At 72.5% G+C, this 13,197-nt stretch carries 15 protein-coding genes and 1 pseudogene; 4 read left to right on the forward strand and 12 right to left on the reverse strand.

Annotation, left to right across the window (positions count from 1 at the left end):
- Positions 1 to 61: 61 nt before the first annotated feature.
- From ACIBST_RS29850 to ACIBST_RS29860, 3 genes are all read right to left on the reverse strand, one after another.
- A complete protein-coding gene (locus ACIBST_RS29850; RefSeq protein ID WP_397176447.1) occupies positions 62 to 1,204 on the reverse strand; it encodes a DUF418 domain-containing protein in 1,143 nt (380 codons plus the stop codon).
- Between the two features lie 69 nt (positions 1,205 to 1,273).
- Complete coding sequence (locus tag ACIBST_RS29855) at positions 1,274 to 1,681, reverse strand: STAS domain-containing protein (protein ID WP_397176449.1); 408 nt, start codon at positions 1,679 to 1,681, stop codon at positions 1,274 to 1,276.
- Positions 1,682 to 1,762: 81 nt separating this feature from the next.
- Positions 1,763 to 3,013 carry a class I SAM-dependent RNA methyltransferase gene (locus ACIBST_RS29860; protein ID WP_397176451.1) on the reverse strand — a complete coding sequence of 417 codons (1,251 nt, stop codon included), beginning with the start codon at positions 3,011 to 3,013 and terminating at the stop codon, positions 1,763 to 1,765.
- 97 nt (positions 3,014 to 3,110) lie between these two features.
- On the opposite strand from ACIBST_RS29860, the gene ACIBST_RS29865 reads away from it, so the two are divergent.
- Complete coding sequence (locus ACIBST_RS29865; protein WP_397176453.1) at positions 3,111 to 4,751, forward strand: alpha/beta hydrolase; 1,641 nt, start codon at positions 3,111 to 3,113, stop codon at positions 4,749 to 4,751.
- Here the strand turns inward: ACIBST_RS29865 and ACIBST_RS29870 are convergent.
- Positions 4,738 to 6,804, reverse strand: a complete 2,067-nt coding sequence (locus tag ACIBST_RS29870; protein ID WP_397176454.1) for an APC family permease — start codon at positions 6,802 to 6,804, stop codon at positions 4,738 to 4,740. The genes ACIBST_RS29865 and ACIBST_RS29870 overlap by 14 nt on opposite strands.
- Positions 6,805 to 6,884: 80 nt before the next feature.
- Here ACIBST_RS29870 and ACIBST_RS29875 point away from each other — a divergent pair, with 80 nt between their 5' ends.
- The 3 genes from ACIBST_RS29875 to ACIBST_RS29885 are packed head-to-tail and all read left to right on the forward strand — an operon-like array spanning position 6,885 to position 8,649.
- A complete protein-coding gene (locus ACIBST_RS29875; protein WP_397176456.1) occupies positions 6,885 to 7,550 on the forward strand; it encodes a potassium channel family protein in 666 nt (221 codons plus the stop codon).
- The gene (locus ACIBST_RS29880; RefSeq protein WP_397176458.1) at positions 7,550 to 8,209 is read left to right on the forward strand and encodes a potassium channel family protein; all 660 of its coding nucleotides are present in this window, start codon (positions 7,550 to 7,552) and stop codon (positions 8,207 to 8,209) included. The genes ACIBST_RS29875 and ACIBST_RS29880 overlap by 1 nt, the downstream gene beginning before the upstream one ends.
- An 8-nt stretch (positions 8,210 to 8,217) precedes the next feature.
- Entirely contained in the window at positions 8,218 to 8,649 is a 432-nt protein-coding gene (locus ACIBST_RS29885) for a TIGR03668 family PPOX class F420-dependent oxidoreductase (RefSeq protein ID WP_397176460.1), read from the forward strand.
- On the opposite strand, the gene ACIBST_RS29890 is transcribed toward ACIBST_RS29885, so the two are convergent.
- From ACIBST_RS29890 to ACIBST_RS29925, 8 genes and pseudogenes are all read right to left on the reverse strand, one after another.
- Complete coding sequence (locus ACIBST_RS29890) at positions 8,615 to 9,097, reverse strand: NUDIX domain-containing protein (protein WP_397176462.1); 483 nt, start codon at positions 9,095 to 9,097, stop codon at positions 8,615 to 8,617. The two genes, ACIBST_RS29885 and ACIBST_RS29890, sit on opposite strands and share 35 nt — an antisense overlap.
- Positions 9,098 to 9,179: 82 nt before the next feature.
- The gene (locus tag ACIBST_RS29895) at positions 9,180 to 9,977 is read right to left on the reverse strand and encodes an SDR family oxidoreductase (protein WP_397176463.1); all 798 of its coding nucleotides are present in this window, start codon (positions 9,975 to 9,977) and stop codon (positions 9,180 to 9,182) included.
- A 25-nt stretch (positions 9,978 to 10,002) separates the two neighbouring features.
- Positions 10,003 to 10,239, reverse strand: a pseudogene (locus ACIBST_RS29900) (Uma2 family endonuclease); the annotation flags it as partial.
- 86 nt (positions 10,240 to 10,325) lie between these two features.
- On the reverse strand, positions 10,326 to 10,997 hold the full coding sequence (locus ACIBST_RS29905) for a DUF3159 domain-containing protein (RefSeq protein WP_397176465.1): 672 nt from the start codon (positions 10,995 to 10,997) through the stop codon (positions 10,326 to 10,328).
- Positions 10,998 to 11,001: 4 nt separating this feature from the next.
- Positions 11,002 to 11,388: an OB-fold nucleic acid binding domain-containing protein gene (locus ACIBST_RS29910; protein ID WP_352324045.1), complete on the reverse strand. Its 387-nt coding sequence runs from the start codon at positions 11,386 to 11,388 to the stop codon at positions 11,002 to 11,004.
- A 100-nt stretch (positions 11,389 to 11,488) separates the two neighbouring features.
- Positions 11,489 to 12,127, reverse strand: coding sequence for a DUF3710 domain-containing protein (locus tag ACIBST_RS29915; RefSeq protein ID WP_397176466.1), 639 nt, complete (start codon positions 12,125 to 12,127; stop codon positions 11,489 to 11,491).
- Positions 12,128 to 12,186: 59 nt separating this feature from the next.
- Complete coding sequence (gene dut, locus ACIBST_RS29920; protein ID WP_352324043.1) at positions 12,187 to 12,627, reverse strand: dUTP diphosphatase; 441 nt, start codon at positions 12,625 to 12,627, stop codon at positions 12,187 to 12,189.
- Positions 12,624 to 13,178, reverse strand: coding sequence for a PaaI family thioesterase (locus ACIBST_RS29925; RefSeq protein WP_352324042.1), 555 nt, complete (start codon positions 13,176 to 13,178; stop codon positions 12,624 to 12,626). The genes dut and ACIBST_RS29925 overlap by 4 nt, the downstream gene beginning before the upstream one ends.
- Between the last annotated feature and the right edge of the window lie 19 nt (positions 13,179 to 13,197).

Raw genomic sequence — 13,197 nt, forward strand, 5'->3', positions numbered from 1 at the left:
GTCGGCGCCAGCGCCCTCAGCGCGAGTGACCTCAGCGCGAGTGACCTCACTGCCGGTGAGCTCAGCGCCAGTGGGTGATCCGGCGCAGCACGTACTCCACCGGGCCGTGGCGGTGGGTGCGCAGCCAGCGTCCGCTCGCCCACACGAGCACGGTGTAGATCACCAGCGCGACGCCCATCACCGCGACCGGTGACAGCCTGCCCGCGAGGGCGAGCCCGTACCCGGTGAAGACCAGGGCGATGAGCAGCGACTGGCCGACGTAGTTGGAGGCGGCCACCCGTCCCGGCGCTGCCAGGACGCGGCCCGCCGCCGGGAAGCGGCCGATCAGCCGGAGCAGGGTGGCGACGTAGGCGGCGGCCAGCAGGATCGAGGTGAGCGTGTTGACCGCGCCGCCGACCAGCTCGACGGCGCCGCCCCGGCCGGACGTCCAGGCGTACAGCACGCCGCCGGGCAGTCCGACGCCGAAGCCGGCCCACTGGACGCGGGCCAGCAGGCGGGGCCGCTGCCCGAGGCCCTCCAGCAGCCTCGACTTGCCGGCCGCGAGCCCGAACAGGAACATCGCCAGCGCGGTCGGCCCCTGGAAGAGCCAGATCGTGGCCACCAGCGGCGGGTAGAGCTCGGCCTGGATCGTCAGGAAGTCCAGCGGGCCGCCGGTGGCCAGGGCCAGCACGCGGGCGGCCGCCGCCGGGTCGGCCGCGGCGGGCTGCCCGGCGGCCGGGTCGAGGGTGGACAGCCAGGCGAGGGCCAGCCAGAACAGGGTCAGCGCGCCGATGATCGAGGACCCGGCGATGACGGCCGTCCTCGGCCGGAGCCCGCGCAGGGCCAGCAGGACCAGGCCGAGCGCGGCGTAAAGGGTGAGGATGTCGCCGATCCACAGCAGCAGGCCGTGCGCCAGCCCGATGACGAACAGCGCCAGGCAGCGGCGCAGCGTCCTGGCCCGCACGCTCGCCCCCGCCCGCTCGGCCGCCCGCATCTGCAGCGTGAAGGAGTACCCGAACAGGAACGAGAAGATGATGTAGAACTTCGTCAGCACGAAGGCCGTGATCGCCAGAGCCACGGGCCCGTCGGGGATGGGCATGGCGCCCGACAGCGCGTAGCCCGGGTCGGCCAGGAAGCCGATGTTCGCGACCAGGATGCCCGCCAGCGCGAACCCGCGTACGGCGTCGATCTCCTGAACGCGTCCGGCGAGGATGGTTTGCGTCATGCCCCGACGCTAGGGACGCCTCCCCGCGCGGCGCGTCCGTCCTTGGTCTGGACGGGCGTGACCAAAGGCTCAGCGGGGCGGATCGGCCGCGGCGGCGGCCACGGCGGCGTCGGCGGTGGGGTAGACCGGCAGGTGCGCGTCGACCCCGGTGATCTCCAGCAGCCGGGCGGGGGCGCCCTGCGGGGCGGCGAGGTAGACCCGCGCGTCGTGCGCGCTCGCCTCCTGGTGGCAGGCGAGCAGGGCGTGCAGCCCCGAGCTGTCCATGAACGTCATCGCGCTCAGGTCGAACACCACGTGATCGGCCGGCCGCGCCCTGGCCTGCCGGACGTGCTCCCGTAATCGCGTGTGGTTGGTGGCGTCGACCTCACCGCACACCTCGATCACGGTCACGCCGGGCAGGTGCCGATGGCTCATCGTCAGCGGCGTCATCGGCGGCCTGCCCGATCCTGGGCGGCCCGCGCCTCCGGAGGCGACCATGGATGCACGATAGACAGCTTCACCCGCCCGGGGATCCGGCAAACCGTCACGATGAGGTCACGCCTTGGCCGGGCGCGGCCGTCAGCGCTTCACCAGCAGCGCCACGCATTCGACGTGGTGGGTCATCGGGAAGGCGTCGAAGGCGCGCAGGTCGGTCAGCTCGTAGCCCAGCTCGCCCAGCCACTTGAGGTCTCTGGCCAGCGTCGCCGGGTCGCAGGAGACGTAGACGATGCGCAGCGCCTCCAGCCCCGCGACGCGCTCCACCACCTCGCGCCCGAGGCCGGACCGCGGCGGGTCGACCACCACGAGGTCGGCGCGCTCGATCTGGAACCGGTCGAGCGCCTCCTCCACCCGGCCGCGCTCGACCCTGGCCTGCGGCAGGTCGCGCAGGTTGGCGCGGGCGTCGCGGACGGCCGCCGCGTCGGACTCCAGCCCGAACACCGCCCCCTCGGGCCCGACCGCCTCGGCCAGCCCGGCCGCGAACAGGCCGACTCCGCAGTAGAGGTCGAGCGCCCACTCCCCCGGCTCGGGCGCGGCGTAGGCCAGCACCGCGTCGAGCAGCGTCTCGGCCGCCCCCGGGTGGACCTGCCAGAAGCCGCTGCCCGCGACCCGGAACTCGCGGTCGCCCACGCGCTCGTGCAGCACGCCGGAGCCGCGGCGCGGCACCGTGCGGCCCTTGCCCTGGTCGAGCAGGATCGAGGCGGGCGCGTCGAGCTCGGGCACGCTCACGCTGCGCCGCGGGCGCGGCGAGACCACCACGGCACGGTCGCCGCCGGCGGAGGCGATGACCTCGATGCCGGCCGCGCCGGGCCACTCGTGGTCTTCGGCGGCGACCGCCTCGACCTCGGGGTGGGCGATCAGGCAGGCGTCGACGACCTCGATCTCGTGCGAGCGGTGCCGGCGGAAGCCCAACTCGCCGGCGGGCGTGGCGGCGAACTGCACGCGGGTGCGCCAGCCGAGCCCGTCCTTGGCGCCGGGCACCTCCTCCACGACGACCTCGCGCTCGATGCCCGCCAGCCGGTGCAGCTGCTCGGCCACGACCTGGGCCTTGAGCCGGCGCTGCGCCTCCAGCGTGGCGTGCTGCCAGTCGCAGCCGCCGCAGCGGCCGGGGCCGGCGTACTGGCAGGGCGGGACGACGCGGTCGGGCGAGGGCTCCAGGATCTCCACGGCGTCGGCGCGCAGGAACCGGCTGGTCTCCTCGGTCACGTCGGCGATCACCCGCTCGCCGGGCAACGCGTGCCGGACGAAGACCACCCGCCCTTCATGGCGTGCCACACACCAGCCGCCATGCGCGACCGGACCGACCGTCAGCTCCAGAGATGCCTGTTCCACACCCCCACCCTATGGTGAGCCGCCACGGGCGGCGTCCGCGTGCCCCGCCTCGCGCCCCGGACGCCCACTTTCCGGACTTGAGTCACTACTGTGGGTGATGATGGACAGAAGTCGGGTGGTGCGCCGGCGGCTCGGATTCGGGGGCACGCTGCTGGCCGTGCTGTTCGCCTGCGCCTCCCTGACGCCCTCGCTGCTGCCGCGCACGTGGCTGTTCCAGGGCGTGATGGGCGCGGTCACCGGCATCCTCGGCTACGGCGTGGGGGCCACGGCGGGCGCGCTGGGACGGGCGGCGATCCCGTACCGGCTGCCGGAGCGTGGACGGCGGGCCGCCTGGCAGATCATGATCGGCGGCTGCTCGGGGCTGACCGTCGTGGCGCTCTGGTACAGCATCGACTGGCAGCGCGACGTGCGGGCGCTCATGGGCATGGACACCCGGATCACCTGGTTCCCGCCGGTGATCCTGGCGGTGGCGGTCACGCTGTTCGCGCTGTGCCTGCTGCTGGCCCGTCTCGTCCGGCTGGCCGGGCGCAGGCTGATCGACTGGCTCGACCGGTACGTCCCCGCCTACGTGGGCCACATCGCCGGGGTGCTGATCGTCGCCTCGGTGGTCGCGGTGTTCGCCGACGACGTGCTGTTCTCGGGGTTCCTCAACACGATGAGCGACGTCTCCTCGGTCGCCAACGAGGGCACCCATCCGGGCGTGCGCAGGCCGGGCTCGGCCAAGGTGTCCGGCGGGCCGGGGTCGCTGGTGGCCTGGGACTCCCTGGGCCGCGAGGGCCGCCGCTTCACCGGCACCGCCTCCACGGTCTCCGAGCTGACCGCCTTCTCCGGCCGTACGGCGACCGAGCCCATCCGCGTGTACGTCGGCCTCGGCGCGACCTCCTCGCCCCGGCAGCAGGCCGCGGTCGCCGTGCGGGAGCTGGAGCGGACGGGCGGCTTCGGCCGTCCGGTGCTCGCGGTGCTCGGCACCACCGGCACCGGCTGGGTCGACCAGCACATCGCCGACTCGCTGGAGTTCATGTACAACGGCGACACCGCCATGGTCGCGGTGCAGTACTCCTACCTGCCGAGCTGGGTGTCGTTCCTAGCCGACCGGCACAAGGCGGCGGCCGCCGGGCGGGCCCTGTTCGAGGCGGTGCGCGCCAGGTGGGACCGGCTGCCGCCCGGCCACCGGCCCCGGCTGCTGGTCGCCGGCGAGAGCCTCGGCTCCTACGAGCTGGAGAACTCCTTCCGCGACCTGACCGACCTGGTCGCCCGGACCGACGGCGCGCTGTTCGTCGGCCCGCCCAACGCCAACCACATCTGGAACCACCTCACCACCCACCGCGACCCCGGCACCCCCGTCTGGCGGCCGGTCTACCAGGGCGGCAGGACGGCCCGCTTCGCCCAGCACCCGGCCGACCTGTGGCGCCCCCCGAGCCCGTGGCCGCCGCCGCGGGTGGTCTACCTGCAGAACGCCACCGACCCGGTCGTGTGGTGGTCGCCCACGCTGATCTACCACCGGCCCGCCTGGCTGGAGGGCACGCGGGGGCCGGGGGTGAACCCGCAGATGAACTGGTTCCCGCTGGTGACGTTCTGGCAGGTGCTGGTGGACATGACGGCGGCGATGTCCGTGCCGCCCGGCCACGGCCACCGCTACGGCGCCAACATCGTGGACGGGTGGGCCGCCGTCGCCGCGCCGCCGGGCTGGACGGCGTCCGACACGTGGCGGCTGCGGACGCTGGTCAGCGCGCCTTGATCTCACCCTCGTCCTGGACGGTCTGGTGCCAGGGACGGCGCACCGCGCCCGGCGCGTACGGCTCGGGCCGGCCCTTGAGCCGGTCGGAGGAGTGGAGCTGCCAGGGCACGCTGGTCACCATGACGCCCGGCTTGAACAGCAGCCTGGCCTTCAGCCGCAGCGCGCTCTGGTTGTGCAGCAGATGCTCCCACCAGTGGCCGACGACGTACTCGGGGATGAAGACGGTGACCACGTCGCGCGGCGAGCGGCGGCGCAGGGTCTTGACGTAGTCGAGGATGGGCTGGGTGATCTCGCGGTAGGGCGAGTCGAGCATCTTCAGCGGCACCGGGATGCCGCGCCGCTCCCAGTCCTCCTGGAGCTGGCGCGCCTCCTCGCCCTCGACGCCGACCGTGATGGCCTCCAGCGAGGAGGGCCGGGTGGCGCGGGCGTAGGCCAGCGCCCGCATGGTCGGCTTGTGGATCTTGGAGACCAGCACGATCGCGTGGTTGCGGGCCGGCAGCATGGCCGGCTCGTAGTCGTCGGTGAGCTCCAGCTCGGTCGCGACCTTGTCGTAGTGGCGGCGGATGCCCTTCATCATGAGGAACAGCACCGGCATCGCGATCACCACGATCCACGCCCCGACCAGGAACTTGGTCAGCAGCACGACGATCAGCACCAGGCCGGTCATGATGGCGCCGAAGAAGTTGATCACGCGCGAGCGGTGCATCTGGTGGCGGACCTGGCGGTCGGTCTCCGTCTTCAGGTGACGGGTCCAGTGGATCACCATGCCGGTCTGGCTGAGCGTGAAGGAGACGAACACGCCGACGATGTAGAGGTTGAGCAGGCGGCTGACGTCGGCCTGGAAGCCCCACAGCAGCAGGCAGGCGCCGAGGGCCAGGATGATGATGCCGTTGGAGAAGGCCAGCCGGTCGCCGCGGGTGTGGAGCTGGCGCGGCAGGTAGCGGTCCTGGGCGAGGATCGAGCCGAGCACGGGGAAGCCGTTGAAGGCGGTGTTCGCGGCCAGGAACAGGATGAGCGCGGTCACCGCGGAGATCACCACGAACGGCAGCGAGCCGCCGCCGAACACCGCGTCGGCCACCTGCGAGATGATCGGCTGCTGGTAGTAGCCCTCGCCGACCGGGGTGCCGTCCGGCCTGAGCAGGTCGTGGGCGACGACGCTCGGCTCGGCCACCCGCACGCCGGAGGCCAGCCCCAGCGCGATGATGCCGCCGAACATGGTGATGGCGATCAGGCCCATCATGAGCAGGGTCGTGGCGGCGTTCTTGCTCTTGGGCTTGCGGAAGGCGGGCACGCCGTTGCTGATGGCCTCGACGCCGGTCAGCGCGGCGCAGCCGGAGGAGAAGGCGCGCAGGATCAGGAAGGCCGCGGCGAAGGAGGCCAGGTTGGTCTGCTCGGGCCGGATGGTGAACCCGGCGCTGGGCGCCTGGAGCTCGTCGCCGAACACGAGCAGCCGGATGCCGCCCCAGGCGACCAGGCCGATCACCGCGAACATGAACGCGTACGTCGGGACGGCGAAGGCGGCGCCGGACTCGCGGATGCCGCGCAGGTTGACCACCGTGAGCAGGATCACGATGATGATGGCGATCGCGGGCCGGTGCTCGGCCACGAACGGGATGGTCGCGCCGACGTAGTCGACGCCGTTGGCCACCGACACGGCGACGGTCAGCACGTAGTCGACCATGAGGGCGCTGGCGACGGTGAGCCCCGCGTTCTTGCCCAGGTTGGTGGTGGCCACCTCGTAGTCGCCGCCGCCGCTCGGATAGGCGTGCACGTTCTGCCGGTACGAGGCCACCACCGTGAGCATCACCACCACGACGGCGACGGCGATCCACGGGCTGTAGGAATAGAACGAGACGCCCGCCAGCGACAGGATGACCAAAATCTCCTGCGGGGCGTAGGCGACCGAGGACAGCGCGTCACTGGCGAAGACCGGCAGGGCGATGCGTTTGGGCAGGAGTTGCTCGTGGAGCTGCCCGCTTCGCAGGGCACGTCCCACGAGCACGCGTTTGACAAGATCCGTTACCTTCGCCACGTAACGAGATGCTAGCCGCATGCCGATGCCCTAAACGCGGCGCTCCCCCATCGGGCCATACTGGTGTCGAGCAACCGGCCGACCGCGAAGTGCGGGGGAGTATGCATATTGTGATCATGGGATGCGGCAGGGTCGGTTCGACCCTCGCCCACATCCTCGAGGACAGCGGCCATTCCGTCGCCATCATCGACCGTGACCCGCAGGCGTTCCGCCGCCTGCGCGCGGGGTTCCGGGGGCGGCGGGTGACCGGCGTCGGCTTCGATCGCGACGTGCTCACCGAGGCCGGCATCGAGTCGGCGGCCGCCTACGTCGCCGTCTCCAGCGGCGACAACTCCAACATCATCTCCGCGCGCGTGGCCCGCGAGACGTTCGGCGTCGACAACGTGGTGGCCCGCATCTACGACCCCCGGCGGGCCGAGGTCTACCAGCGGCTGGGCATCCCCACGGTAGCCACCGTCCGCTGGACGGCCGACCAGATCCTGCGCCGCATCCTCCCCGAGGGCGCCGAGCCGCTGTGGCGCGACCCCACGGGCACGGTCGTGCTGGCCGAGGTGGCCGCCAACCCGGCCTGGATCGCCACCCGCGTCGTCGACCTGGAGAGCCGGGCCGGCGCCCGCGTGGCCTTCATCAACCGCATGGGCGAGGCCCTGACCATCACCGACGACACCGTGGTGCAGGAGGGCGACCTGCTCCACGTCATCGCGGCCGAGAACGACATGGACCGGATCAACAAGGTGCTCGCCGCGGCGCCGGAACAGGACGACTGATGCGCATCGCCATCGCCGGCGCGGGCGCCGTGGGCCGTTCCATCGCCGCCGAGCTGCTGGAGAACGGCCACGAGGTCCTGCTCATCGACGTCGACCCGCGGGCGATCAAGATCGACAGCGTGCCGCGCGCCGAGTGGCTGCTAGCCGACGCGTGCGAGATCGCCTCGCTCGACGAGGCCGGGCTCGGCAACTGCCACGTCGTGGTGGCCTCCTCCGGCGACGACAAGGTCAACCTCGTGGTGTCGCTGCTGGCCAAGACCGAGTACGGCGTGCCGCGCGTGGTGGCCCGCATCAACCACCCCAACAACGAGTGGCTGTTCAACGAGTCGTGGGGCGTCGACGTCGCCGTCTCGACGCCGCGGCTGCTGAGCGCGCTGGTGGAGGAGGCGGTCAGCGTCGGCGACCTGGTGCGTCTGATGACGTTCCGCCAGGGCCAGGCCAACCTGGTCGAGCTGACGCTGGCCGAGGACGCCCCGGTGGTGGGCCAGCGCGCCGGTTCGGTGCCGTGGCCGGTCGACTCCGCGCTGGTGGCGATCCTGCGCGAGGGCCGGGTGCTGGTGCCCACCGCCGACGACCCCCTGGAGGCCGGCGACGAGCTGCTGTTCGTGGCCAGCCAGGAGGTCGAGGAGGAGCTCGCCCACCTGCTCTCGCAGCGCTGAGCCCGGTCATGGACGCCGGCCGCGCCCGGTCGTTGTTCGAGGGCGCCCGCGTCGCCCGCCTGGCGACGGCCGACGCGGCCGGGGTGCCGCGCGTGGTGCCGGTCACCTTCGCCGTCCTGGGTGACGACGTGGTCACCGCCGTCGACCACAAGCCGAAGCGCACCCGCGAGCTGGCGCGGCTGCGCGACATCCGGGCGAACCCGCGGGTCAGCCTGCTCGCCGACCACTACGAGGACGACTGGGCCAGGCTGTGGTGGGCGCGCGCCGACGGCACGGCGACCATCCACGAGGGCGGCGATTGGGGAGGCCACGGGGGCGACCACGACGCCGCCCTGCGGGCGCTGGCCGGCAAGTACGACCAGTACCGCCGGCGGCCGCCCGAGGGGCCGGTGATCGTGGTCGCGGTCAGTCGGTGGTCGGGGTGGGCGTACTCGGGATGAGCAGGTCGCGGTGGGCGCCCTGCATGCCCTCGGGCAGGTCGTCGGCGGTGACCCAGCGGGCTTCGAGGATCTCCAGCGGGTCGATCCTGAGCGTGCCGCCGACGAGCCGGGCCTCGTAGGCCACCTCGGCCCGCAGCCCGAACCCGCTGCGCACGCGCAGCAGCCGGCCGGTGCGCACGCGCAGGCCGGTCTCCTCGAACACCTCGCGCTCGACCGTGCCCTCGAACGTCTCGCCCCGCCGGGCGAACCCGGTGGGGAAGCCCCACTGCCGCCCCTCCTGCCACAGCCGGTGACGCAGGACGAGCACCCGGCCGTCGGGGTCGCGTACGAGGCCGGTGACGCCGACCATGAAGGTGGCGTGGGTCAGCCACAACACCCGCCAGCGCAGGCGCCCGCCCAGCGCCTTCCACAGCCGCGCCACCACCCAGCCCACCACATTCCCCCTCATCCTCCCCAGACTCCCACGCCTGCCGACCTTCCGGTCCCGGCCGGCGTTCCGCCCGCGAGCGCCGTCCCGGTGGGTTCCTGGGTCACCTGACCCAGCGGCGGAAGCCGCCCTCGGAGTTGATGACCTGGCCCGTGATCCAGGCGGCCTCGTCCGTGGCGAGCCAGCGCACCAGCCGGGCGGTCTCCTCGGGACGCCCCCACCGGCCCGCCGGCAAGGCGTTCCCGACCTGGCGGGCCAGCTCCGGGCCCGCCCAGCCGGTGTCCACCGGCCCCGGGTTGACGCAGTTGACCGTGATGCCGCGATCGGCCAGCGCGTCGGCCAGGCTGAGCGTCATCTGGTGGATCGCGCCCTTGCTGATCGCGTACGGCAGCTCGTCCGGCATCGGCGCCAGGTGCTGGCCGGAGGTGAACAAAATCACCCGCCCACCCGGCCGCCGGTCGTCGTGCCGGGCGGCGAACGCCTGCGTCAGCAGCACGCCGGCCCGCGCGTTGACCGCCCACGTCAGGTCGAGCTCGGCGGCGGTCAGCTCGGCCAGCGTCTGGCGGGAGCTGCGCGCGTGGTTGGCCACCAGCACGTCCACGTGCCCGAACCGGTCCGCGGACTGCTCCATCACGCGTTCAGGGGCGTCGGGGTCGGCGAAGTCGGCCTCCACGTGCATCAGGTCGTCACCGGTGCCGCCCAGCGCCGCCAGCACGCCGTCGATGCCCGCAGGGTCGCTGCCCCAGGGCCGGCCGGCGTCGTGCGGGGTCCAGGACTGCACCGCGACCCGCGCGCCGGACGCCAGCAGCTCGCGCGCCACCGCGAACCCGATGCCCGCCCGGCGGCTCACCCCGGTCACCACCGCCACCCGCCCCGCCAGGGGCCCTCGTCCATGGCTCATCCGAGCATCATGGCGGGTCGGGGGGTCAGGGGCGATGGACGCGGCTCAGATCGACGTCGAGGTCGAAGGGGACGGTCAGCTTGAGCCTGTCGTGGTGGATGCCGGTGAGCGCGTAGCCACGGGTGGCGGGGTCCCGCTCGTAGACGTAGACGACGGGCTCGCCGCCGTCGTCCTCGACCCGCCAGAAGTGCGGGATCCCAGCCGCGGCATAGAGAGCCGGCTTACGCTCGCGGTCCCGGCTCCGGGACTCGGGTGACACCATCACCGCTTCGGCTGTCATGCATCTACGCTACCGATGCAATGCGCTCACGCCAGGTGCACGGGCGCACACGTCTCGGCCCGGCACGATCAGGCCGGGGCGACCGGGGGCTTGATGGGGGTACGGCCGCGGCCGAGCAGCCAGAGCATCGCGGCCAGGGCCGCCACCTGGAGAGGCCAGCCCATCACGATCTTGGCGAAGCCGAGCGCGGCCACCGCCTCGTCACCGCCGCCGAACAGGTAGACCGGGCCCTGCACGGCCACCCGCACCACGCACGGCACCATGAGCAGCCAGGTCAGCCGCGTGCAGAGCCGGACGACGCCCGCGTCTTTGTGCCAGCCCACCGGGTCGTTGGTGACCGAGCCGATGAGGAACCCGACGACCGGCCAGCGGGTGACGATGGACACCAGCATGCCCAGCGAGTACGCGCCGTTCCACAGGATGCCGGGCAGGAAGTAGTCTTTCGCGTTGCCGGTGCGGCTGGCGAAGAAGGCGCCGATGGCGATGCCGATCAGGCTGTTGATCACGAACTGCGGCGTGGACCGCTGGACCACCCTGACCAGCAGGAGCACCACCGAGAGCGAGATGCTGACGATGAGCGACGTCTTCAGGTCTTCGGTGACGATCCACGAGACCGTGAAGGCGATCGTCGGCACCGCGGCCTCGATGATGCCGCGGACGCCGCCGAAGGCCTTGGCGAGCTGGGCTCGCACCGCCGCCTCGACGGTCTCGTGCGCGGCCTCTTCCGCCTCAGCACTCACCTGATCAACTCCCTGGGCGCAGTTCGTATCGCGGATTGAACATCACCTTGCGCCCGTCCTGCATGCTGACCAGGCCCTCGGCCTTGACCGTGCGGCCCGGTTCGATGCCGACGATCTTGCGGCGGCCGAGCCACACCAGGTCGATCACGTCGGACCCGTCGTACAGCTCGGCCTCCAGGGCGGGGGCGCCGCCCCTCGGACGCAATGTCACCGTACGTAGCGTACCCGCTACACAGAACCTGCGGCGCCCGCCGCACGACACGATGGGCGTCGCGCCGACCTCGTCGGCGTCTTCCCGCAGTTCCTGGGCCTCGATCTCCGACTGGGTCGTGGCCAGCCGGCTGAAGAAGCCGCGCAATCCCCCGCGTTTCGGAGGCTCTGCCGTACTCATGATGGTTCAGCCTATGTGATGGTAAGCCGTCAGCGAATAGCCGATGGGGGGTCTTGGGATTGTCGCCGGGCCGGGCCGGGGGGCCCCGGAGATGGAACGCTCAGCGGGTCTCGCTGATTTCCGGGCCGCGCTTCAAAGGGCTGAACGCCGGGCGTTCCTCCTGCTCGCCGGCCTGCCGCTCGTGCGGACGGCTCAGCGTGATGGGCTCCTCGCGGGCCATCGGCTCGTCGCCGCGCACGACCACGACGTCCTTGACGAAGTCGATGAACGCCCCGCAGACGCGCTCGTCGAGGGCGCCTGGACCGGTGATGGCGGCCAGCAGGAACCAGCGCGGACCGTCGATGCCGATGTAGCGGGCCGCCCGGCTGCCGCCCTCCATGGCGACCTCGCCGGCCAGCTCGACGCCGAACGGGCCCTCCCGCTCCTCCAGGGTCTTGGCCTGGGCGACGATCTTGGTCCGGACGTCGTCCCACAGGCCGCCCGAGCGCGGCGCGGCCAGGGCCTGGAGCTGCAGCGAGCTGTCCTCGTACAGGACGACGACGCCCACGTGCTGGTCGCCGAGCGAGGCCAGGCGCACGTCGAAGTCGGGGTTGTGCGGCAGCCGCAGGCCGCCGAGGTCGATCCTGTCCGTGTCGGGGTGGGGCTCGTCGGCGTCCCACGGGCCGGACTCGCGGGTGGGGGCCGGGGACTCCTGCTCGGCCACCGTCTCCGGCTGCTCACGACGACGACGTCGGAACACGTTCCTCACTCTCCCTGTTCGCGGGGCCGGAGCCCCAGGCTTGCTTCGGGCCGGCCGCTTCAGCGGCCCGTCGATCCGAATCCGTTGGCGCCGCGCACCGAGCCGGGCAGGCGTTCGACCTCGTAGAAGGCCGCGCGTTCGACCCGCTGGACCACGAGCTGGGCCACCCGGTCGCCGCGCTGGAGGCGGAACGGCTCCTTGGCGTCGGTGTTGATCAGCGTCACCTTGATCTCGCCCCGGTAGCCCGCGTCGACGGTGCCGGGGGCGTTGACGAGCGTGACGCCGTGGCGGGCCGCCAGGCCCGAGCGCGGGTGCACGAACGCGGCGTAGCCATCGGGCAGCGCGATCGCCACGCCGGTGCCGACCACGGCCCGCTCGCCGGGCAGCAGCTCGACGTCCTCGGCCGCGTAGAGGTCGGCGCCGGCGTCGCCCGGGTGGGCGTAGGACGGCACCGGCAGCCCGGTGTCGAGCCGCTGGATGAGGACCTCCACGTCGCTCACGGGTTCACCTCGAAGTCCTGGTGCTCGGCGGCGATGGCCGCAAGGTCGCCGTGCTCGGCGAAGTGTTCCATGCTCACCTCGATGAACAGCGCAGCCGCGCGGACGGCGACCGGTCCGTCGGGGGCGCCGACGCGCCCCTCAGCCTCAAGGTACGCCTTCCTGCCCGTGATCCCGTTGCACCAGGCGCGCAGGTGGAGTGTCGTGCCCACGGGAACGGGGAGAAGGTAGTCGGTCTCCAGCCGGGCCGTCACATAGGGCTTGTGGAACAGGTAGACGGACATTCCGATGACCTCGTCCATCGCGGCGGCCAGCACGCCGCCGTGGGCGAGCATGGGCGCGCCCTGGTGGGCCTCCCCCACGGTGAACTCGGCCTCGACCGTGACGCCGTCCGGCGTGGCGGCCTTCAGATGCAGGCCGGTCGGGTGGTCGCCGCCGCAGCCGAAGCAGCGGCTGTAGTGGGAGCCGAGCGAACTGCCCGGCGCCGGGGCGCCGGGATGGGCCGCGGGCGCCGAGGCGTCCGGCGGCGGGGTGGTGAGGGAGGAACGCGTCACGGGTGACGAGGTTACTCGC

The sequence above is a fragment of the Nonomuraea sp. NPDC049684 genome, from assembly GCF_044465345.1.
Taxonomy (GTDB): Bacteria; Actinomycetota; Actinomycetes; order Streptosporangiales; family Streptosporangiaceae; genus Nonomuraea.

Excerpts from the sequence above, each read along its gene's own strand:
- ACIBST_RS29850 (WP_397176447.1), bottom strand. The coding sequence starts at position 1,204 with ATGACGCAAACCATCCTCGCCGGACGCGTTCAGGAGATCGACGCCGTA.
- ACIBST_RS29855 (WP_397176449.1), bottom strand. The coding sequence starts at position 1,681 with ATGGTCGCCTCCGGAGGCGCGGGCCGCCCAGGATCGGGCAGGCCGCCG.
- ACIBST_RS29865 (WP_397176453.1), top strand. The coding sequence starts at position 3,111 with ATGATGGACAGAAGTCGGGTGGTGCGCCGGCGGCTCGGATTCGGGGGC.
- ACIBST_RS29870 (WP_397176454.1), bottom strand. The coding sequence starts at position 6,804 with ATGCGGCTAGCATCTCGTTACGTGGCGAAGGTAACGGATCTTGTCAAA.
- ACIBST_RS29875 (WP_397176456.1), top strand. The coding sequence starts at position 6,885 with ATGCATATTGTGATCATGGGATGCGGCAGGGTCGGTTCGACCCTCGCC.
- ACIBST_RS29880 (WP_397176458.1), top strand. The coding sequence starts at position 7,550 with ATGCGCATCGCCATCGCCGGCGCGGGCGCCGTGGGCCGTTCCATCGCC.
- ACIBST_RS29885 (WP_397176460.1), top strand. The coding sequence starts at position 8,218 with ATGGACGCCGGCCGCGCCCGGTCGTTGTTCGAGGGCGCCCGCGTCGCC.
- ACIBST_RS29890 (WP_397176462.1), bottom strand. The coding sequence starts at position 9,097 with ATGAGGGGGAATGTGGTGGGCTGGGTGGTGGCGCGGCTGTGGAAGGCG.
- ACIBST_RS29895 (WP_397176463.1), bottom strand. The coding sequence starts at position 9,977 with ATGAGCCATGGACGAGGGCCCCTGGCGGGGCGGGTGGCGGTGGTGACC.
- ACIBST_RS29910 (WP_352324045.1), bottom strand. The coding sequence starts at position 11,388 with ATGAGTACGGCAGAGCCTCCGAAACGCGGGGGATTGCGCGGCTTCTTC.